This is a genomic window from Peribacillus sp. B65, assembly GCF_058513295.1.
The window spans coordinates 2,613,362-2,634,909 of record NZ_CP195840.1 but is presented as its reverse complement, the minus strand read 5'-3'; the positions used below and the strand labels follow the sequence as shown (position 1 = coordinate 2,634,909).

The window sequence follows — 21,548 nt, the reverse complement described above, 5'->3', positions numbered from 1 at the left end:
TATATATATCCTCTTAAAACAAACCAAGCTGCTTAGGAGCCAGTCCTTCATATTCTATACCAAGCAACTCAATCATTTGTTTGGCATTATCGGAGGCATCTCCGCCTGAATTATTATTGAACAGGACATATATATCCTTGGATTCCTTTTCCAATATCCTGATTTTCTCCACCCATTCAGTCAATTCCTGCTGATTATATCGATATAAGTACCTGACCTCACGCCAATTATCACCCGAAGAAGGCCTTTGCCAACCATGCAGGTTACGGCCATGAAAGCGTATCAGGGTTTTATCTTTATCGGTGGCCTGCAAAACGACTGGAATGGATCCCTCTCCAGCCTGAGGCTCATCGCATACAGTATGGATCCAGCCTTCCTTTTCGATAAAATCCAAAGTTTGCTGGACTACGTTAGACCTGTACCAGCTTTGATTCCGAAATTCTATGGCCGCTGGGATATCGCCCATTTCAGCTTTGCACCATCGCAGGTAATTTACATTTTCACGTTTACAATCAAACCATGGCGGAAACTGAAATAAGACCATCGCGAGCTTTCCGGACTTCTGATAAGCCTCCAGAGAGTCGCAAAATGCCTTGAACATTTCCTTCTTACTTTCAAATGGGATTTCCCCACGTTGATGTCCTGTCATCCCTTGATAAGCTTTAACGACAAACTGGAATGATGCAGGCGTCTCGGATACCCACTTTTCACTGTTCCTCTTTGGCTGGACTGCATAAAAAGAGGCATCCACCTCCACAATGGGAAAATGAGCTCCGTACTCTTTAAGCTTATCACGTTGGGACACACCACCATGATACAAACTATCATGATCTCCCCAACCGGTCACACCAACATAGATCATCTGCATCATCACTCCTTCGGGACTGGCCCCATTTCCTGACTTCTATTGTTATTTTTACCCTTATTGAGCCATATCTAATCTTTGGTATAAAGGTGACGGAGACGGATGTCAAAACAAAAAGCCTGCCAGACAGACCCGGCAGGCTTTTGTATGAATGGTTATTCTAAATCGCCTTACAGGCAGGCCAGTCGGTCATTATCCGATGGAGCCTTCCATTTCGAACTTGATCAGACGGTTCATTTCAACCGCATATTCCATTGGAAGTTCTTTTGTAAATGGTTCGATGAAGCCCATTACGATCATTTCCGTTGCTTCTTGCTCAGAAATTCCGCGGCTCATCAAGTAGAACAATTGTTCTTCTGATACTTTGGAAACCTTCGCTTCGTGTTCAAGGGAAATGTTATCGTTCAAGATTTCATTGTAAGGGATTGTATCGGATGTAGACTGATTATCCATGATTAATGTATCACATTCAATGTTGGAACGAGCTCCATCCGCTTTACGTCCGAAATGAACGATACCACGGTATGTTACTTTACCGCCCTGTTTAGAAATTGATTTTGATACAATCGTTGAAGATGTATTTGGCGCTAGGTGAATCATTTTTGCTCCAGCGTCTTGGTGTTGGCCTTTGCCGGCAATGGCAATCGATAATGTCATACCTCGTGCACCTTCACCTTTTAAGATGACAGCAGGGTATTTCATTGTCAGTTTGGAACCGATGTTACCATCAATCCATTCCATTGTTGCGTTTGCGTCACAAACGGCACGTTTCGTAACCAGGTTAAACACGTTGTTTGCCCAGTTTTGGATCGTTGTGTAACGGCAGTAAGCATCTTTCTTGATGACGATTTCGACAACGGCACTATGAAGGGAGTTAGTTGTATAAACAGGAGCTGTACAACCTTCCACATAGTGAACGGATGCGCCTTCATCAACAATGATTAGCGTACGTTCGAATTGACCCATGTTTTCAGAGTTGATCCGGAAATATGCTTGAAGCGGAGTATCCACTTTAACGCCTTTTGGTACATAGATGAAAGATCCACCTGACCAAACTGCCGAGTTCAATGCCGAAAATTTATTGTCAGTTGGCGGAATCGTTTTTCCAAAGTGCTCACGGAAGATATCTTCATTTTCACGAAGTGCTGAGTCCGTATCTTTAAACACGATACCCAAGTCTTCCAATTCTACTTTCATGCTATGGTAAACCACTTCTGATTCATATTGAGCAGATACGCCAGCAAGGTATTTTTGTTCAGCTTCAGGAATTCCCAATTTATCAAAAGTCTGTTTGATTTCATCAGGAACCTCATCCCAAGACTTCTCTGATTTCTCTGATGGCTTAACATAGTATGTGATTTCATCAAAGTTAAGACTCTGCATGTCGCCGCCCCATTGAGGCATTGGCATGTTGTAAAAATGCTCCAATGATTTCAAACGGAAATCAAGCATCCATTGCGGTTCATCCTTCATTCGAGAAATCTCTTCCACGATTTCTTTTGTCAGACCACGCTTTGAACGGAAAATGGAAACATCTTTATCCGCAAAGCCATATTTATAATCGCCGATATCAGGCATTTTCTTTGCCATAGCTCGTATTCCTCCATTTCAAATGGCTGAATTACAACAGCTCATTTTAATTTAATTATTCCTTCAATCCCTTTTCCATGGCTTTCCAAGCCAGAGTAGCACACTTGATTCGTGCAGGGAATTTGGAAACGCCTTGAAGGGCTTCGATATCCCCAAGGTCCATCTCATCGTCGTATTCTTTTCCCTGAATCATTAAGGAAAAAGTCTCGGACATAGCTAGAGCAGTATCAACGTCTTTGCCCTTAATGGCTTGAGTCATCATGGAAGCTGAACTCATGGATATCGAACAACCATCACCATCGAATTTAACATCGCTGACCTTGCCATCTTCGATTTTCATCGTTAACCGAATCCGATCGCCGCAAGTTGGGTTATTCATATCGATTGTCATGCTTCCATCTTCTAGCATGCCCTTATTACGCGGTTTCTTATAGTGATCCATAATGACTTGACGGTAAAGTGTATCTAGGTTATCAAAAGACATTACTGAAATACTCCTTCGTTTTAACAAGCCCGGACACAAGCTTATCAATATCTTCTTCCGTGTTATATAGATAGAAACTTGCTCTTGCTGTCGCTGATACGTCAAGCCATTTCATTAATGGCTGTGCGCAATGATGACCGGCACGAACAGCAATTCCATCTGCATCAAGAACGGTAGCGACATCATGTGGATGTACGTCATTAATATTAAAGGTAATTACACCCGCACGCTTTTCCGCATCTTTAGGACCGTATATAGTCAGCCCTTCAACTGCTGACATTTTCTCCATTGCATATGCGGCGAGCTTATGTTCATGCCGTTCAATATTATCCAAACCGATTTCTTCCAAGAAATCAATTGCAGCCCCCATGCCGATTGCACCGGCAATGATTGGGGTACCACCTTCGAATTTCCACGGGAGTTCTTTCCATGTAGACTCATACAAACCTACAAAATCAATCATCTCTCCGCCGAATTCTATCGGTTCCATTTTTTCAAGAAGGTCTTTCTTGCCATATAATACGCCGATACCTGTTGGACCGACCATTTTATGACCTGAGAAGGCAAAGAAATCACAATCCAAATCACGGACATCCACTTTTAGATGCGGCGTGCTCTGTGCCCCGTCGACTACCATAACAGCATTATGATCATGGGCAATTTTTGCAATCTCCTTCACAGGATTGATAACACCAAGTACATTCGAAACCTGCATGATGGACACGATTTTCGTTGCTTCCGTAATTGTAGCCCTCACATCGTCAAGGGAAATCGTGCCATCCTCTTGAAGCGGAATATACTTCAATACAGCGCCCTTTTCTTTGGCAAGCTGCTGCCACGGAATGATATTACTGTGATGCTCCATGTAAGAGATGACGATCTCGTCACCCTCTTTAATATTTGCACCACCGTAACTTCTTGCTACAGTATTCAAAGCAGTCGTTGTGCCTCTGGTAAAGATGATTTCTTCTGTAGAAGAAGCATTAATGAATTTACGTACCTTTTCACGAGCACCTTCATACGCATCCGTAGCTTTTGTTCCTAGTGTATGCACTCCGCGGTGAACATTCGAGTTGTATCCGCGGTAATATTGCTCAATCGCTTCAATCACTGCAGCCGGCTTTTGAGAGGTTGCAGCACTATCTAAATAAACTAATGGCTGACCATTGACTTCTTGATCTAATATTGGAAAAAGCTTACGAATTTCGTATGGGTTCATTACTGTACTTTCCTTTCAATGACCGCTACTAATTGTTTTTTAACTCCCTCAATTGGAAGCTGATTAACAACAGGGGCCAAGAATCCGTGAATGACAAGTCTTTCTGCTTCTTTCTTTGTAATACCACGGCTCATTAAATAATACAGTTGAAGCGGGTCGACACGGCCGACGGAAGCTGCATGACCAGCCGTTACATCATCTTCATCAATCAAGAGAATCGGATTGGCATCTCCGCGCGCTTTTTCACTTAACATCAAAACGCGTGACTCTTGTTCGGCATTGGCCTTTGTAGCACCATACTCTATTTTCCCAATTCCATTAAAAATAGAGGATGCGGCGTCTTTCATTACACCGTGCTTAAGGATATAGCCCTCAGAGCGTTTGCCATAATGAATGATGGCAGTCGTGAAGTTCTGCTTTTGTTCCCCGCGTCCGACTACAACTGTTTTTGTATCTCCGTGAGATCCATCGCCCATTAGATATGTTGTATTATCTGAAATCGTATTTCCGTCGTTCATAAGGCCAAGCGCCCACTCAATACGAGCATCACGTCCTGCCACTCCACGGCGGTTAACGTATGTCGTGAAGCCTTTTGAAAGGGTATCGACCGCTCCGTATTCGACTTTGGCATTCGCATTTGCAAATACTTCCGTTACGATGTTGGCAATCCCTTCGTTAGACTCAACGCTTGAGAAGTAATTCTCTACATATGTGACAGAGCTATTATCTTCCGCTACGATCAAGACATGGTTGAAAAGTGTAGTATCAGGATTATCCAACAGGAATACCGATTGAATCGGCTCTTTGATTTCTACATTTTTCGGAACATAAAGGAATGCCCCCCCATTAACTAATGCAGCATGAAGTGCCGTTAAACGATGTTCATCTATTTTAACGCCATCTTTCATGAAATATTTTTGCACAAGCTCAGCATGGTCACGAGCAGCTGTTAAAATATCTGTAAAGATGACGCCTTGCTCTTTCACCTTTGCTGACAGATTGGTATGTGCCGGCGTATTATTGCGTTGAATGTATAAGTTTTCATTTTCTTCGATGATGGATTTAATTTCCTCCGGAAGCTCCTCTAAAGAGGCAAAAGCTTCACTTTCAACCGTATGGTTCTGGAAAGAAGTAAAATTCCATTTATCGATCTTCGTTTTATCCGGCTTGGGCATCGGGAGCTTTTCTAATTCAGAAAACGCTTGAATCCGAAGCTCGGATAGCCAAGCTGGATCATTATTTTTAGTTGAATAGGAGCTTATATCCTCTTGTTCAAACGGTAATTTCGTTTCTGTAGTCATTGCAAATCCTCCTACTTACGCTTCTTCGCCAACAGTTTCGTCTTCAATGCCCAATTCTTGTTTGATCCAATCATAACCTTCCGCTTCCAAGCGGGCAGCAAGTTCAGGACCACCTGATTTTACGACGCGTCCTTGCATCATTACATGTACAAAATCAGGAGTGATGTAATTTAATAGACGTTGGTAGTGAGTGATGATCAAGCATCCAAAGTCTTCTCCGCGCATTTCGTTGATTCCTTTTGAAACGACTTTAAGTGCATCGATATCTAGACCTGAATCAATCTCATCCAAGATTGCAATTTTAGGTTGGATCATCATTAATTGAAGAATCTCGTTGCGTTTTTTCTCTCCGCCGGAGAAACCTTCATTCAAATAGCGTTGCGCCATATCTTCATCCATTTCAAGGAATTCCATTTTTTGATCCATTTGACGGATGAATTTCATCAATGAAATTTCATCGCCTTCTTCACGGCGTGCGTTAATGGAAGAACGTAAGAAGTCAGCATTTGTAACCCCGCTGATTTCACTTGGATATTGCATAGCCAGGAATAGACCGACACGAGCGCGCTCGTCGACTTCCATTTCCAATACATCTTCACCATCGAATGAGATGCTTCCGCTCGTTACTTCATATTTAGGGTGACCCATGATCGCTGATGATAAAGTGGATTTACCAGTTCCATTTGGTCCCATGATTGCATGGATTTCTCCACCTTTAACTTCAAGGTTTACCCCTTTTAAAATCTCTTTACCTTCAATTGATACGTGAAGATCTTTAACCGTTAATGTAGAAGCTGACATAATAATACCTCCGTGAACTAATTCCAATTTTATTACCAGAAAGTAAAGATTACTTTCTATCACTATAATTTACGTAAAAGCATTCTCACTTTATTCTCATTCCAATTTTATAACAAATCCAATTTGGAATCAACTAAATAGATAGGGTTTCCACTTCTTCTATGTTAAAAACCTGTCCCAATTCTTACTATACTAACAGATATAGCCTATTTACTGCATAATCATACTTATTTTAGCTTTTGTTAAAATTATCTTATTATTCGGCAAATCTTCGTCCTTATTAATATATGTTCGAAGAATTCGATTGCAAGGTATGAACGTTCCGCTTTAAAAAGAAAAAAATCGGACTGTCAGGTATTATGTAAGTTTATCCAATAAGGAAACCCTTATTTTATGGACCACTTTCCATTTTACCTCTACAGACCGATCTTTTAAAGAATTCTTTTATATGCTTAGCCGTGAATTTTGCGTTGTAGGTCCTGGACCATTTTGTTGCACTTTACATGTTCCCTATCCCGTTCTTTCTCGACCTCGATACGGATGTCTAAATTTCTACTGTATTCACTGTATCCAATCCCATGTGAAGACTGCATCGCCTTTTCCATTTCGCTTGTTACATTTAAATCCAGAGTATTGATAGTGAACCATCCTTTCAAATTTGTGTATCATTTTATTACCTGCATTATCTCTATACCCTTTCCTTTCCTGATTAAACATGAAATGAATTAAATTAAGCCGCAGACTAAAACAAACTGGATCATCAATGAGTTTTTAGGTTTTCAAAATTTGAACGTTACTTTCCACTTCAGGCACTCGCTTTCCGCGGGCGGTCCGGAAGCCTCCTCGGCGCTTTTGCGCCTGCGGGGTCTCCCTTGACTCGCTTTTCCCGCAGGAGTCTCGTACCTTCCGTTCCAATCCACTAAGACTAAACAATCAGATAGGCAAAATGAAGTGCCTCACTTCTCTAAGCACGGAAAAAAATTATGAGCGACGCACTATGTGAAAGCTGAATGGACAAACCAGCTCGCTTATTCATTTATGCGTCAGAAGACCGTAACGGATTTGTGTTGGGACGATAGTAACACCCGGAAATACTCGTATTAAGAGCCTCTGATTGAACAAGTGATTAAGAAAGCTGGAAAACCTGAAGCTGTTGAGGCAGATTCCGCAACCATGGCTATGTGTAATATGAGCGTTTTAGTTGTTATCTCTGCCCATCGGCACTCACCAACAAATAAAGAGGACAATTATCGGTTCAAATCCAATATAAAAACAAAAAGGTTTCGGAATGAGACCATTCCGAAACCTTTTTGTTTTTAAACTGCGACCTGAGTTAAATCAGGTCGCCATTCTTGAATTATTTATCCGCCGGTACAACTGCACCTTTGTATTCTTCAAGAATGAAATCTTGAATTTCTTTAGAATGCAATACTTCTACAAGCGCTTTTATTGCTTCTTTATTTTCGTCACCTTTGTTTACGGCAATGACATTCACATATGGTGATTCCGAATCTTCAATCGCAATCGAATCTTCAAGCGGATTCAAACCGGCATCAATTGCATAGTTGGAGTTGATCAAGACTGCATCGCCTTCGCCACTCTCATAAATTTTAGGAAGCAGGGCCGCTTCATAATCAGCATCGAATTTAAGGTTTTTCTTATTTTCAACGATGTCTTTAGTTGTAGCCGTCGTTTTATCGACGCCTTCTTTCAAAGTGATCAGGCCATTCTTTTCCAAAAGGGATAAAGCGCGTCCATGATCAGCAACAGAGCTGCTCATAATAATTGTTGCGCCTTCCGGAAGTTTATCAATGCTTTTATATTTTTGTGAATATAGAGCAATCGGCTCGATATGGATTCCGCCAGCATTAACGAAGTCATATCCATTTTCTTTAATTTGCCCCTCTAAATATGGAATATGTTGGAAATAGTTAGCATCCAATTCCTTATCATTCAACGCCTTATTCGGTAAAACATAGTCCTGGAAAGTTTCGATTTCCAATTCGATTCCTTTTTCTTTAAGAAGCGGCTTAGCTTTCTCAAGGATTTCAGCATGAGGAACATTGGATGCCCCTACAACTATTTTCTTCGATTCTTTCTCCGTATCACTGCCGCTTTTATCCTTTTCACTTCCACAAGCAGCCAAAGCGATAGACAACACTAAAATTAATGCAAATCCTAAAAACTTTTTCATCCTATTCATCTCCCTTTATCTTTTGTCCAATTTAGATGTAATCACATCTCCAATAATTTGAATTATGAAGACGATAATTAGAATAACGATGGTCGCCACTAGTGTAACGTCATTTTGATTTCTTTGATATCCGTCCAAATAGGCTAGATTACCAAGCCCGCCTGCGCCGATGACCCCGGCCATTGCGGTATATCCAACCAATGCAATCGATGTTACCGTAATCCCGGAAATAAGTGCAGGCATTGACTCTGGAAGAAGGACCTTCCAAATGATCGTGCTCGTTTTTGCTCCCATCGATTTAGCGGCTTCAATTACACCTTTATCGATTTCACGAAGGCCGATTTCTACCATACGCGCATAAAATGGTGCCGCACCGATAATAAGTGCCGGCAGTGCAGCGTTCTCTCCGATCATGGAACCGACTAGCGCTTTAGTGAAAGGAATGAGCAGCACGATCAAAATAAGAAATGGAATGGAACGGAAAATATTGACGACAGCACTCATGATCCCGTTGACTGCCCGGTTTTCCCACATATTACCCTTCCCTGTCAGGAACAGGATCAATCCTAATATTATGCCTATAAAAAAGGTTGCCACTACAGAGACGCTTGTCATGTAAAGCGTTTCCCTCGTAGCTTCAATAATGTCTTCCCAATCAACATTCGGCAATAATTCTTCAAGCATGAGTAATCACCTCCACGCCTACCTGTTGTGCTTTAATGAATTCGATTGCGCGGAGCATTTCATCCTCAGTGCCATCAAGATGGATAAACAGTGTTCCATATGAACCGCTTCTTGTTTGGGATATCTTACCTTGAACGATATTGACATCCAACTCGAAGTTACGTACAAGCTTGGTGATCAACGGGCTTTCGGCATGATCGCCTACAAAGGTCAATTGAATCACTTTGCCTGCAGGATAGCGTTCGAGCAAATGGTCCATCGTTTCTTTCGTTTCTTCCGGTTCCGTTACCTGTTGCACGAAACGCTTCGTCATTTGTTCTTTAGGGTTCTTGAAAACATCCAGGACAGGTCCCTGTTCAACAACTTGCCCACTTTCCATCACGGCGACGCGATGGCAGATTTTGCGGATCACATGCATTTCATGTGTTATCAGGACGATCGTCAACCCCAAACGCTGATTGATGTCAACAAGCAATTCGAGTATGGAGTCGGTAGTCTGCGGATCCAAGGCAGAAGTCGCTTCATCACACAGCAGCACTTTAGGGTCATTTGCCAGAGCCCTGGCTATTCCCACCCTTTGCTTTTGCCCTCCGCTTAATTGTGATGGATAGGCCTTTTCCCTGCCTTCCAATCCTACTAACTTGATCAATTCGTTCACACGCTTGGTTCGCTCAGGTTTAGAAACTCCTGCAATTTCCAATGGGAAAGATATATTCTCCTGAACGGTCCTCGACCATAATAAATTGAAATGTTGGAAAATCATGCTGATTTCTTGACGGGCCTTGCGGAGCTGAGCCCCTTTAATTTTTGAAATTTCCTTCTCAGCAACTACAACGGATCCCTCTGTTGGTGTTTCCAATCCATTGAGCATTCTGATCAAAGTACTTTTCCCCGCTCCACTGTAACCGATGATACCGAAAATCTCGCCTTTATTTATTTCAACATTCACATTATTTACAGCCTTGATTGTCTCACTGTTTCCTTTTCCTGTTCGGAACAGCTTACTGACTTTCGTCAATGTGATCATTAACCCTCACCTCTTTTATCCAATAAAACCTATGAACTTAGTTGATTTCTCTACATTATTAGTCTGTTTCTCATATCATGTAAAAGTTTACCCAATTAAAACAGAAAAAACCTTTCTGCATGAGCAGAAAGGCAGGTGAAGAAACAGGCCTTCCTCTCATCTTCCAAAGTGATTAAACTTTGTGTGAATTGGCACCTTTCCAAGGAAATCTCCTTGTCGGTTGCCGGGTTTCATCGGGCACATCCCTCCACCTCTCTTGATAAGAGCTAATATATAGAATATTTGTACATCATTAAGTTCTTTAGTATGGAGAAATTTTATCATAGATAAAAAAGGAGCGCAATGTATAATATTTCTAGTACAAGCATACAGAAACTTTACTTAAACCGTTTTGGATGTCAAGGAGACGATATTCGTCGCTTTTTCAATTGCCTGCTCCAAATCTTCTATTAAATCCTCTACATTTTCAATCCCAATCGATAAACGGACTTGGTCGGCACTCACACCCGCTTTCGCAAGACCTGCCTCATTCAATTGTTGATGGGTCGTACTGGCTGGGTGGATGATCAAGCTCTTCGCATCCCCAACATTCGCTACATGGGACCATAATTCCACCGAATTGATAAGTTTTGCCCCAGCTTCTCGATTACCTTGTATCCCAAAAGTCACAACAGATCCAGCTCCCTTTGGCAAATATTTTTCCGCAAGGGCTTTATCGGGATGATCCTCATCACCAGGATGTGAAACCCAAGTCACCGCAGGATGGTTTTTTAAATATTTAATGACAGACTTGGTGTTCGATAGATGCTCTTTCATCCTTACATGCAGCGTTTCAAGTCCCAGCGTAAACTGGAATGCACTTTGGGCACTTAGCGCAGGTCCTAAATCACGGAGTAACTGGACTCGGGCTTTCGTTATGAATGCGGCAGGTCCAACTGCCTCGGCGTATACCAGATTGTCGTAACTTGGGTCAGGCTCTGTGAAGCCAGGGTAATTTGGCGAGTTCCAATCGAATTTCCCTCCATCCACGATGACACCACCAAGCGTAGTTCCATTTCCCAGAAGCCATTTTGTAGCGGAATGGATGACAATATCGGCTCCAAAATCAATTGGTCTGCATAGATACGGTGTCGCAAAGGTATTATCAATGATTAAAGGTATTCCGGCATCATGGGCGATTTTCGCTACCGCTTCAATATCAAGCACCCTCAAACTTGGATTTCCGATGGTTTCAGCAAAAATGGCTTTAGTTCTTGGCGTAATCGCCCTTTTGAAATTTTCAGGGTCATCAGGAGAAACGAACTTCACTTTAATCCCGTATTTAGGAAGAGTATTTTCAAAAAGGTTATACGTACCGCCATATAATGTAGATGCTGAAACAATCTCATCCCCTGCAGCGGCAATATTCAGGATTGAAAGTGAGATGGCAGCCATTCCGCTTGCTGTTGCCAATCCGCCGATTCCGCCTTCCAATAAGGCCATTCTTTCCTCAAAAACGCTGATCGTGGGATTATGGAGTCGTGAATATATATAGCCATTCTCCTTTAGGCCAAATAAATTCGCTGCATGGTCGGTGTCTTTGAACAAGTATGCATTGCTTTGGTAGATAGGAACTGCACGTGCACCTGTTTCATCAGCTTGCAGACCGCCATGAACACTCAATGTTTCGAAACGCAATTTTTTCCCTGACATATGATTTCACCTTTTTCTATGGATTTAGTTGGAATTATATGATGTTTGGCCTTTTATAAACAAAAAAACCACTTCAATAAGAAGAGGTTTCAAGAATACACCTCATCTACCAGAGCCAACACTCTGCTGGAATTAGCACCGTATATAAAAATTTATACCGGTTGCCGGGCTTCGTCGGGCCAGTCCCTCCGCCACTCTTGATAAGAACTATTAAATTCTGCCGTTACTTAATTCAAAATATAGCATTTTAGATTAAATCAGTCAATGAATTGTTAGAATATTCTTTGTTTAATTTCATCTAGCATTCATATGTCCGCAACAAAGAAACCAACCACGGTTCTGATTGGTTTCTTAGCTGATTTCCTTAAGCAATCCGTACAAATAAGGAACGGATTGAAAGGCATATATTTTTTTGTGCAGCCGTCCTTCTTTGAAAAACAATAAACATGGAACACTTTCGATTTCATATGATTCGGCAATTGCTTGGACATAATTCATATTCATTTTGCCTGCCTTCAATTCCGGGAATAGCTCCAAGGATATCGTCAGCATCTTGGAGGCAACCTGACAAGTGCCGCATAAAGGGGTATATAAATATAAGCAAAAGGTTTCCCCATTTTCAACAGCAAGCTTACACTCTTCTTCTTTCCATTCCTGCATCAATTAGTCGTTCACCCTTTGACTTAAAAATTTCATTTTCACATTCATATTGGCAGATAGAAGCACAGTTGCGATATGATGTTCGGGTGAGCTTTCCACTTCTTTGTACATTTTATTAATATACAGGTGGTTCGCCTCAGGCATTTCCATTCGGAACTGCTTCCGCAGCTTTTCTCCTGATTCATCTGCGTCAAAAAGGAGATAAACATCACGGTCCATCAATTCATCCACTAATTCATCCAGCTTAGTTAATGATATGGTCCCATTCGTACATCTAATTTCCACATCTTCATTTAAAACGGAGGCAACTTTTCTTCTATCGGAACTGCCTTCTACAATGATCACTTTATCGAATTCGCCCCACTCCATGTCATCACTCCATCTCACGAATTATGTGTGCAACTGCCACGGTACCAAATGAAAAAGAGAGCAGGCCTTTTCAGTCCCCCCTCTCCTTTTTTTTAACCGTTGATTAAACTCTCATACTCTTCAGCGCTCATCAAGCTTTCAATATCACTGCTATTAGATGGTTCAAGCACGACCATCCATGCCTTTTCATAAGGAGACTCATTTACATATTCAGGGTTGTCACTTAAATCTTCGTTTACTTCAACAACCTTGCCACTGATAGGTGCATAAAGCTCAGAAACGGTCTTAACGGATTCAACACTTCCGAATGGTTCGTTCGCTTTCAATTCATCGCCGATTTCCGGAAGCTCAACGAATACGATGTCCCCAAGCTCGGACTGTGCGAAAGCTGTAATTCCAATGCGCACTGTTCCATCTTCCGTTTTGACCCATTCATGTTCTTTTGTGTAACGAAGTTCTTTTGGTGTTGTTGTCATTATTAACCCTCCATATGTACATCTTATTTTATCTATTCCATTATAAGGTAGATTGTTTGTTTAAGTAAGGAATTAACCAAATATTTCGAGAAATTTTCAGTTCCAAACCTGTTCGAATTGCTCCTCTTTGAAACCTACCGTCACTTTGGTGCCATCCGTAACAATCGGCCTTTTCAGAAGCATGCCATCTGTGGACAATATATCAAGCATCTCTGCTTCAGAAGCTTCTTTCAGCTTATCCTTTAAGCCAAGCTCCCGATATTTTTGACCGCTAGTATTGAAAAACTTCTTCAACTCCAAATTGCTGATTTTATATAGTTGTTCTATTTCTGTTCGCGAAGGCGGATTTTCCGCTATATGGATTGCTTCATATTGCAGTTCATGATTATCAAGCCACTTCTTCGCGTTACGGCATGTGCCGCATTTTGGGTACCAATATAATGTTAAGCCCATCATTTCACCACCTATCAATAGAATACCCGTTTTCATCACGCAATACAACGAATTGTCTTTTGAATTTCCAATGCGATTTCATCAAAGGAAATAAGGGAATGCCTTCTCGGGCATTCCCTTTACTGATTTTGATTCATTTCTTAAAGAGCATATTTTTCAGCTTCGATTACCTTGACGGAAGCTTCACGTTTTTTCGCAATGACATTGATCGGATTATGCCTTGTCAGCTTACGGAGCGACGCAAGCATGATGCGAAGAGTATCGCCTGTTTCCACTGCGATTAACGTTTCCTTTGCGTGCTGTTCTATTTCATTGAAAGCTTCCTGAACGAAGATTTCTGTGTAAAGCACTTTTTGTTTGTTCTTCTCCAGGCCTGTAGCTGCTATTGCTTTTTCCGTACGCAATACCACGGATTCCGCTGCATAGGCAAGGGATGCGATATCAGCAATGTTGGAGAGGATTTCTTGTTCTTGATCAAGAGTTTTGCCGTATTTCTGTGCAGCAAGGCCAGCTGCCAGAATCCCGATTTTCTTAGCATTCCTAACAAGCATTTTTTCTTGTGCCAATGGCTCATCGCCAGGTTCTTCCGGCATCATCATCATTAATTCCTCTTGCAGGCTTTGAGCCTTTTGAAGAAGCGGCAATTCCCCTTTAAGTGCTTTCTTCAGGAAAGTTCCAGGGACAAGCAATCGATTGATTTCATTTGTACCTTCAAAGATCCGGTTAATCCGGGAATCACGATATGCTTTTTCAATTTCATACTCCTGCATGAAACCATAGCCACCATGAAGCTGTACGCCTTCGTCCGTAACATAATCCAACACTTCGGAAGCGAAGAATTTATTCAATGAACACTCAATGGCATATTCAGCGATTGCAGCAGCCATTGATTTACCATCTTTCACTTGCTCATCCGTCAATTTGCTTTGTCTTTGTTCATAAAGGCCAACGGTACGGTATACAGAGCTTTCTGCTGCATAAATTTTGGATGCCATTGTTGCAAGTTTTTCTTTCGTCAAGTTAAAATCGGAAATTTTCGTTTTGAACTGTTGACGTTGATTCGTATAAGCTGCTGTAATCTCAAGGGCACGTTTAGATCCGCCGACTGCACCGACACCTAATTTATAACGGCCGATATTCAGGATATTGAAAGCGATGACATGTCCTTTTCCGGCTACACCCAAAAGGTTTTCGACTGGCACATGTACATCTTCAAGGATTAATGTACGTGTAGATGAGCTTTTGATTCCCATTTTCTTCTCTTCAGCACCAGTTGATACGCCATCATAATCACGCTCAACAATGAAAGCGGAGAATTTTTCGCCGTCGATTTTGGCGTATACACAGAAGACATCTGCAAAACCTGCATTTGTAATCCATTGTTTTTCACCATTTAGAATATAGTGTGTTCCTTGGGCATTCAATTTCGCTGTCGTTTTTGCTCCCAAGGCATCTGAACCTGAGCTTGGTTCCGTTAAGGCATACGCAGCAATCTTCTCACCCGTTGCCAGTAAAGGGAGGTATTTTTTCTTTTGTTCTTCATTCCCGAATAATACGATCGGCAAAGATCCGATACCTACATGTGCACCATGCGTAATTCCAAAGCCGCCTGAAAGTGCCATTTTTTCTGTGATCAATGCCGAACTGATTTTATCAAGACCCAGTCCGCTGTATTCCTCAGGAACATCAGCACCAAGTAAACCGATTTCACCTGCATGCTTCAGTAATTTAACGGAACGGTCAAATTCATGGTTTTCTAAATGTTCAACCTGCGGCAGAATTTCATTCTCTACGAAATCCTCGGTAGTTTTGGCGATCATTTTATGCTCATCAGAATAATCTTCCGGTGTAAACACTTGATCATACGTAATATCTTCTACTAAAAAGGCTCCGCCTTTAATGAGGTTATCTGTAGTTTGATTGGACATGTTATTTCCTCCTAAGTATTTAAGATAGTAAATCCGCCGGAAGCATGACAGCTTCCGGGAGGGGGGGATTAAGCAAATAATTCAAATACTCCAGCAGCACCCATTCCGCCGCCAATACACATTGTCACGACTCCGAACTGTTGGTTTCTGCGCTTCATTTCATGTAGCAGGCTTAATGTCAGTTTTGCCCCCGAACATCCTAGTGGATGGCCTAAGGCGATGGCTCCGCCATTTACATTGACAATCTCTTCATTCAAACCGAGCTCACGAATGATTTGAATGGATTGGGAAGCAAAGGCTTCATTCAATTCAAATAAACCAATATCCGATAACTCAAGACCCGCTAGCTTCAAAGCTTTAGGAATGGCTGCAATCGGTCCGATACCCATGATTTCAGGCGGTACTCCCGCTACAGCAAAGGAACGGAACTTACCCATCGGTTTCATCCCTAATGAAGAGGCCTTTTCCCCATCCATGACCATGACCGCGGCTGCACCGTCACTCGTTTGTGAGGAATTCCCTGCTGTTACGGAGCCTGTAACAGAGAATGCAGGTCTTAGTTTTTTTAGCACTTCAGCAGTGGTGCCTGGACGAACGCCCTCATCCTGTGTAAATGTAAATGTTTTTTCCTTTAACTTAAGATCTGGTCCCACTGAACGAAGGGTTACGTCAACCGGTACGATCTCATCCGAAAACTTTCCTTCTGCAATGGCCTTCGCCGCCTTTTGATGACTACGAACAGAAAATGCATCTTGATCGTCACGGGAAATGCCGTATTTTTTTGCAACGGCTTCAGCAGTGTGGCCCATACCCATATAATATTCCGGTGCCGTTTCCGCAAGTCTCGCGTTCGGACGTGTTACATGGCCCATCATTGGCAAAAGGCTCATGGATTCCGCTCCGCCTGCAATGACAGTATCACTTTGGCCGAGCATGATCCTTTCCGCTCCATAAGCGATGCTTTGCAGCCCGCTTGAACAGTAACGATTAATCGTTATGGCCGGTACTGTATAAGGTAATCCTGCCAATGCACCAATGTTACGAGCCATGTTCAATCCTTGCTCCGCTTCAGGCATTGCACAACCGATAATCAGGTCATCGATGGTGCCTTCATAATTCCCTGCACGCTTTAACGTTTCCTTTACGACAAGAGCCCCTAAATCATCAGGACGTACACTGGCAAGAGAACCTTTTTTCGCTCTTCCAACCGGAGTCCTTGCTCCAGCTACTATTACCGCTTCTTTCATGAGGATCCCCCTTATTCATTTTTAAGCTATTGATCTATTAATCTTCGTTTTGGCCATTTCTTCGTCCATTCATCAATTACGGAGTGGTTTGCCTTTAACAAGCATATGCTGCATCCTTGCTTGGGATTTCGGAGTCGAAACCAGTTTCAGGAATGCCTGTTTTTCTAGGTTCAAGATGTACTGTTCATCTACTTCCGTGCCAAATGGGAGTTTCCCCCCCGCCAGCACATATGCAAGCTCTTTGGCTATGACAAGGTCATGTTCTGATAAGAAACCTGAAAGGCGCATGGATTCCGCCCCTAATAGAAGTGCGGCATATCCCGTTTCACCTACGACAGGGATTTTTGTGCGGGCCGGAGCGATATAGCCTTGTTCATGCATGGAAATTACCGCCTGTTTCGCATCATATAGCTGATGATCCGCATTTACGCTTATCCCATCCGCTGAATTAAGGAAATTGTTCCCTCTCGCTTCCTCGGCGGAGGTCGAAACTTTTGCCATGGCGACCGTTTCAAATACTTGGTTGGCCACTTTCTGTAAGTCGAAGTCGACGCCCTTCGGCATATTCCTCAACGTCTTCACATAAAGTTCTTTAGTCCCGCCGCCGCCTGGAATCAAACCTACACCAGCTTCCACTAGTCCCATATACGTTTCTGTCGTTGCCTGGATGCGCGCTGCCGGAAGGGATACTTCAGCTCCCCCGCCAAGTGTCATATTAAACGGTGCAACCACTACAGGAACAGCACTGTACTTGATTTTAAGCATCGCCTTTTGGAATTGGCTGATGACCATATCGAGTTCAAAAATGTTGTCATCCTGTGCTTCCATCAGCATCATTGCAATATTAGCGCCTACACAGAAGTTCTTTCCTTGGTTTCCGATGACCAAGCCTTTAAAATTCGCTTCCGCTTCGTCGACCGCCGCATTGATCATTTGTATGATATCCAGACCGATTGCATTATTCGGTGAAGTGAATTCAAGAAGAGCCACTCCATCGCCGATATCCATCAAGCTTGCACCACTGTTTTTCTTGATTACGCCTTTTTGTTTCTTTATCGCTTTAAGATTTATCACTTTAGGATTTGCAACAAGTTCCTTATATTCACCATTATCATAATAGTGAACTATGCCATTTTCTTCTTTATAGAAGGAAGTGATGCCTTTAGCGAGCATATCCTTCACCCATTGCGGAACGGTGATGCCTTCCGCCTCCATTCGGGCTACCGATTTTTCTACCCCTATCGCATCCCATGTTTCAAATGGTCCTGTTGACCATCCGAAGCCCCATTTCATCGCTTGATCGATCGCCACGATGTCATCCGCGATGTCCCCAAGCAGCTGGGCAGAATACACAAGCGCCGGATTCAGGACATTCCAAAGTAATTGGCCGGTACGGTCTTCGCTATAAACAAGCGCTTTCATTTTATTTTCAAAGCCCTTGGCCTGTTTAGCCATTTCAATGGAAGGCGTTTTTAATCTTTTTCGTGCATCATATTCAAGGGTATCGGGATTCAGTTCAAGGATTTCCTTTCCTTTTTTCAAGAAAAATCCTTGGCCTGACTTGCTTCCAAGCCACCCATTCTTCAGCATTTCATTCATGAAATCAGGTATTTTGAAAACTTCTTTTTCTTCTCCATCCACCTGTTCATATACGTTTCTGGCAACATGTGCAAAGGTATCCAATCCAACTACATCAAGTGTCCGGAAAGTCGCACTAGTTGCCCTTCCAATCAACGGACCTGTAACCGAATCGACCTCACCAACACTGTATCCGCCTTTTTGCATTTCCCGCAGAGTGACCAATAAACCATAAGTTCCAATTCGGTTTGCGATAAAGTTAGGGGTATCCTTGGCTTCGACGACACCTTTTCCCAGTACATCTTCGCCGAATCGTTTCATGTATTCGAGCACTTCTGGTGAAGTTGCTTTAGTTGGAATAAGCTCCAACAACTTAAGATAACGCGGCGGATTGAAGAAGTGGGTTCCCAGGAAGTGCTTTTGAAAGTCCTCCGAACGGCCTTCTGCCATTGCTTCAATTGATATTCCGGAGGTATTCGATGAAACGATGCTTCCTGGTTTACGATGCTGATCAACCTGGGCGAACACACTTTGCTTAACCTCAAGCTTCTCAACGACCACTTCGATGATCCAATCGACATCCTTTAAACGACTTATATCATCTTCCAGGTTTCCTGCCTCGATCAACGCAATGTTTCCCTTAGCCGAAAGCGGAGCTGGTTTCTGTTTTAAAAGTTTCGTAATCGCTGTTTGGCTGATGCGGTTACGCACTTGTTTATTATCTAATGTCAGTCCCTTTTTCTTTTCATCCTCAGTTAGTTCACGAGGTACAATATCCAATAATAAAGTCGGAATGCCGATGTTAGCAAGGTGTGCAGCAATCCCTGATCCCATAACTCCTGACCCTAGAACAGCAGCCTTTCGTATTTGTCGAACCAAGTTCATATCCCCCTTACACAATTTATTGAATGAATGCTCATTCATTTTTAATTCAAAAAAATTTTGAATATTTTTTCTTATTACTAATATAGAATATATTTGGAAATTCCGCAATGATTAAACAGGAAAAAAATATTTTTTTCTCCGAGTTCCTTCGGTTATTTCTCCTCCGTTCAGTAAAAAATAACCGGAGTGGAGGTGACTTATATAATGAAGCGTAAAGATAATCCTTCTAAAGCAGCCGTAAGCGCAGCAAGCGTTAAAGGCAATGCCGGCCCTGGAGCTGAACGTCAACACGGAATCAATAAAGTGAACAGCCAGAACAATCAGTTCAAAAGATAATCTTTCTTAATTTGAGCAGCCGTCCCTTTTCCGGGGCGGATCTCGCTTCCTATTTCTTGAATAGGCCTTTTAAAACGAAAGCAATATTGGCCGGTCTCTCTGCAAGGCGGCGCATGAAGTATCCATACCAATCCGTACCATAAGGAACATACACCCTTACCTTATATCCTTCTTTAGCAAGTTCGAGCTGCTTTTCATTGCGGATGCCATATAACATTTGGAATTCAAATCGATCACGGGGAATTCCCTGATCTTTGACCAAGTCCCTCGTATAATCAATGATCTTGTCATCATGTGTGGCAACGGCTGTGTAATTGCCATTTTGCATATGCTTCTTGATGATTTTCTTGAAATTCTCATCCACATCTTTTTTCTCGGGAAAAGCCACTTCCCTTGGTTCTTTATAAGCCCCTTTAACAAGCCTTAGATTCGGATGGTATGCATCCAGCTCCTCAATATCCTTCTCAGTCCGATACAGATAAGCTTGGATGACAGTCCCCAATTCATTATATTCAGACTTCAGGTTTTTGAATACATCCAAAGTCGGCTGACAGCGCGGAAAATCTTCCATATCAAGCGTCACGAAAACCTGATGGGCTTTAGCTTCATCCAAGATCCTCCGCATGTTATTCATTACGACTCGTTCGGACACATCCAAGCCCATCGAGGTCAGCTTCAGGGATAACTGTGAATCCAGTTCATTTCTGCCAATCATGCGGATTGCTTCAATGCACTCATCTGCCATCTTCCCTGCTTCTTGTTCATCTTCAATGAATTCACCTAAATAATCAATAGTGACGGCAAGCCCTTTCCGGTTAAGATCTGCAATCACTTCACATGCCATATCCAAGGATTCTCCTGCCACGAAACGAGATGCCCCAAACCGCAGCCCGTATTTTTTCGCTGCCTTTGTCATGCCCTTGTTCTTTGATAAAAAAAGGAATAGATTTTTCAATATTCTTTCCACTGCATTCCCCTCCAAATCATTTTGGAAAATAGATGCACAAGATTATTTTACCATTTAATGCACTTTTCAGATATTTAGAATCAAGAATAAAAAAAATCCAGAAGGGAAAATTAAGCTCGTTTAAAGAACACTTAAGGAGGTAGCAATGATGGAACAGCAAAATTCGTTTAACAGCCAACAGCAGTCCACCGGCTTTATGAAACAGCCGCCGGAAATGGTTACGGTGAAAGATAGCTTATACTTAACCGATATGCTTGCATGGAATCTGAATGCAATTAAAAAAGCACATTTTTTTGCCACACAATGCAAGGACCCGCAAATCATTGATGCTTTAAATCGGTGCGGACTCATGCATCAACGTCATTACGATACCATATTGAAACATTTGAACCCCGACCAAAATCAGGGTCAACAACAATACCAGTAAAGGAGGGTTCTTGATGCCCAATGAAAACAAAGTCCAAAATCCAGAATCTCCCGTGGCAAAGACACCGCAAATGAATGACAGGGATTTTATAAATGATATGCTTTCAACTGAAAAGTACTTTTGCAACTCCCTTTCCGTTGCCCTGCATGAAATGAGTAACCAAGCCTTATTCCAAGACATTTTCTCCGTTGCCAAAGAAAATCAGGAGATGCAGCGTGAACTCTATAACCTTATGTTCGAAAAAGGCTGGTATAGTTTAGAAAAGGCGCAAGCTACCAGCTTAAGCCAATCGTATCAACAATTTTCCGGTTATAAAAATCAATTTCCAACTGGAACGAACATTCAATAAGCAAACATTCAGGGGA

The 21,548-nt window shown here is 42.2% G+C and carries 22 protein-coding genes and 2 riboswitches; of the genes, 3 read left to right on the top strand and 19 right to left on the bottom strand.

All coding sequences use genetic code 11. The annotated features are described in order from the left end of the window. Nucleotides 1–13: 13 nt before the first annotated feature. The 18 genes from ACSR9O_RS12870 to ACSR9O_RS12785 form a co-directional block, all read right to left on the bottom strand. Nucleotides 14–862 carry a DUF72 domain-containing protein gene (locus ACSR9O_RS12870; protein ID WP_260358861.1) on the bottom strand — a complete coding sequence of 283 codons (849 nt, stop codon included), beginning with the start codon at nt 860–862 and terminating at the stop codon, nt 14–16. A 195-nt stretch (nt 863–1,057) separates the two neighbouring features. Then, on the bottom strand, nt 1,058–2,455 hold the full coding sequence (sufB, locus tag ACSR9O_RS12865; protein ID WP_053536753.1) for a Fe-S cluster assembly protein SufB: 1,398 nt from the start codon (nt 2,453–2,455) through the stop codon (nt 1,058–1,060). Between the two features lie 55 nt (nt 2,456–2,510). Continuing rightward, the gene (gene sufU, locus ACSR9O_RS12860; RefSeq protein WP_034310148.1) at nt 2,511–2,939 is read right to left on the bottom strand and encodes a Fe-S cluster assembly sulfur transfer protein SufU; all 429 of its coding nucleotides are present in this window, start codon (nt 2,937–2,939) and stop codon (nt 2,511–2,513) included. Further along, the gene (locus ACSR9O_RS12855; protein ID WP_101223652.1) at nt 2,929–4,158 is read right to left on the bottom strand and encodes a cysteine desulfurase; all 1,230 of its coding nucleotides are present in this window, start codon (nt 4,156–4,158) and stop codon (nt 2,929–2,931) included. Before ACSR9O_RS12855 ends, sufU begins: the two co-directional genes overlap by 11 nt. After that, complete coding sequence (sufD, locus tag ACSR9O_RS12850) at nt 4,158–5,459, bottom strand: Fe-S cluster assembly protein SufD (RefSeq protein WP_491724477.1); 1,302 nt, start codon at nt 5,457–5,459, stop codon at nt 4,158–4,160. Before sufD ends, ACSR9O_RS12855 begins: the two co-directional genes overlap by 1 nt. Before the next feature lie 15 nt (nt 5,460–5,474). Beyond that, entirely contained in the window at nt 5,475–6,260 is a 786-nt protein-coding gene (sufC, locus tag ACSR9O_RS12845; RefSeq protein ID WP_101223654.1) for a Fe-S cluster assembly ATPase SufC, read from the bottom strand. A 452-nt stretch (nt 6,261–6,712) separates the two neighbouring features. Continuing rightward, nucleotides 6,713–6,853, bottom strand: coding sequence for a YuzK family famiily protein (locus ACSR9O_RS12840; protein ID WP_491725466.1), 141 nt, complete (start codon nt 6,851–6,853; stop codon nt 6,713–6,715). 764 nt (nt 6,854–7,617) lie between these two features. Continuing rightward, nucleotides 7,618–8,454, bottom strand: a complete 837-nt coding sequence (locus ACSR9O_RS12835; protein WP_101223655.1) for a MetQ/NlpA family ABC transporter substrate-binding protein — start codon at nt 8,452–8,454, stop codon at nt 7,618–7,620. A gap of 15 nt (nt 8,455–8,469) precedes the next feature. Next, a complete protein-coding gene (locus ACSR9O_RS12830) occupies nt 8,470–9,138 on the bottom strand; it encodes a methionine ABC transporter permease (RefSeq protein WP_101223656.1) in 669 nt (222 codons plus the stop codon). Continuing rightward, nucleotides 9,131–10,165: a methionine ABC transporter ATP-binding protein gene (locus ACSR9O_RS12825; protein WP_101223657.1), complete on the bottom strand. Its 1,035-nt coding sequence runs from the start codon at nt 10,163–10,165 to the stop codon at nt 9,131–9,133. Before ACSR9O_RS12825 ends, ACSR9O_RS12830 begins: the two co-directional genes overlap by 8 nt. A gap of 153 nt (nt 10,166–10,318) precedes the next feature. After that, nucleotides 10,319–10,431: riboswitch (SAM riboswitch) on the bottom strand. A 115-nt stretch (nt 10,432–10,546) separates the two neighbouring features. Further along, nucleotides 10,547–11,857, bottom strand: a complete 1,311-nt coding sequence (locus ACSR9O_RS12820; protein WP_202190602.1) for an O-acetylhomoserine aminocarboxypropyltransferase/cysteine synthase family protein — start codon at nt 11,855–11,857, stop codon at nt 10,547–10,549. 99 nt (nt 11,858–11,956) lie between these two features. Continuing rightward, nucleotides 11,957–12,064, bottom strand: a riboswitch (SAM riboswitch). Between the two features lie 144 nt (nt 12,065–12,208). Next, nucleotides 12,209–12,517 (bottom strand): thioredoxin family protein, encoded by a 309-nt coding sequence (locus ACSR9O_RS12815; protein WP_101223994.1) that lies wholly within the window; start codon nt 12,515–12,517, stop codon nt 12,209–12,211. Nucleotides 12,518–12,520: 3 nt separating this feature from the next. Then, on the bottom strand, nt 12,521–12,886 hold the full coding sequence (locus tag ACSR9O_RS12810; RefSeq protein ID WP_230176190.1) for a toprim domain-containing protein: 366 nt from the start codon (nt 12,884–12,886) through the stop codon (nt 12,521–12,523). A gap of 92 nt (nt 12,887–12,978) precedes the next feature. Further along, complete coding sequence (gcvH, locus tag ACSR9O_RS12805; RefSeq protein ID WP_101223658.1) at nt 12,979–13,362, bottom strand: glycine cleavage system protein GcvH; 384 nt, start codon at nt 13,360–13,362, stop codon at nt 12,979–12,981. Nucleotides 13,363–13,458: 96 nt separating this feature from the next. Further along, nucleotides 13,459–13,815, bottom strand: a complete 357-nt coding sequence (locus tag ACSR9O_RS12800) for an arsenate reductase family protein (protein ID WP_063234020.1) — start codon at nt 13,813–13,815, stop codon at nt 13,459–13,461. A 140-nt stretch (nt 13,816–13,955) separates the two neighbouring features. Then, nucleotides 13,956–15,743, bottom strand: a complete 1,788-nt coding sequence (locus ACSR9O_RS12795; RefSeq protein WP_230176189.1) for an acyl-CoA dehydrogenase FadE — start codon at nt 15,741–15,743, stop codon at nt 13,956–13,958. Between the two features lie 68 nt (nt 15,744–15,811). Further along, nucleotides 15,812–16,990, bottom strand: a complete 1,179-nt coding sequence (locus ACSR9O_RS12790) for an acetyl-CoA C-acetyltransferase (protein WP_230176188.1) — start codon at nt 16,988–16,990, stop codon at nt 15,812–15,814. A 72-nt stretch (nt 16,991–17,062) separates the two neighbouring features. Next, nucleotides 17,063–19,453 (bottom strand): 3-hydroxyacyl-CoA dehydrogenase/enoyl-CoA hydratase family protein, encoded by a 2,391-nt coding sequence (locus ACSR9O_RS12785; protein ID WP_491724475.1) that lies wholly within the window; start codon nt 19,451–19,453, stop codon nt 17,063–17,065. A 201-nt stretch (nt 19,454–19,654) separates the two neighbouring features. Here ACSR9O_RS12785 and ACSR9O_RS12780 point away from each other — a divergent pair, with 201 nt between their 5' ends. Beyond that, a complete protein-coding gene (locus tag ACSR9O_RS12780) occupies nt 19,655–19,789 on the top strand; it encodes a YuzL family protein (protein WP_072273724.1) in 135 nt (44 codons plus the stop codon). A 49-nt stretch (nt 19,790–19,838) separates the two neighbouring features. On the opposite strand, the gene ACSR9O_RS12775 is transcribed toward ACSR9O_RS12780, so the two are convergent. After that, nucleotides 19,839–20,705, bottom strand: coding sequence for a proline dehydrogenase family protein (locus ACSR9O_RS12775; RefSeq protein WP_402944053.1), 867 nt, complete (start codon nt 20,703–20,705; stop codon nt 19,839–19,841). Nucleotides 20,706–20,904: 199 nt separating this feature from the next. Between ACSR9O_RS12775 and ACSR9O_RS12770 the strand changes: the two genes are divergently transcribed. Both ACSR9O_RS12770 and ACSR9O_RS12765 read left to right on the top strand, forming a co-directional pair. Next, nucleotides 20,905–21,183, top strand: coding sequence for a hypothetical protein (locus ACSR9O_RS12770; protein ID WP_101223664.1), 279 nt, complete (start codon nt 20,905–20,907; stop codon nt 21,181–21,183). Nucleotides 21,184–21,196: 13 nt separating this feature from the next. After that, nucleotides 21,197–21,532 (top strand): spore coat protein, encoded by a 336-nt coding sequence (locus tag ACSR9O_RS12765; RefSeq protein WP_101223665.1) that lies wholly within the window; start codon nt 21,197–21,199, stop codon nt 21,530–21,532. Nucleotides 21,533–21,548 lie beyond the last annotated feature (16 nt).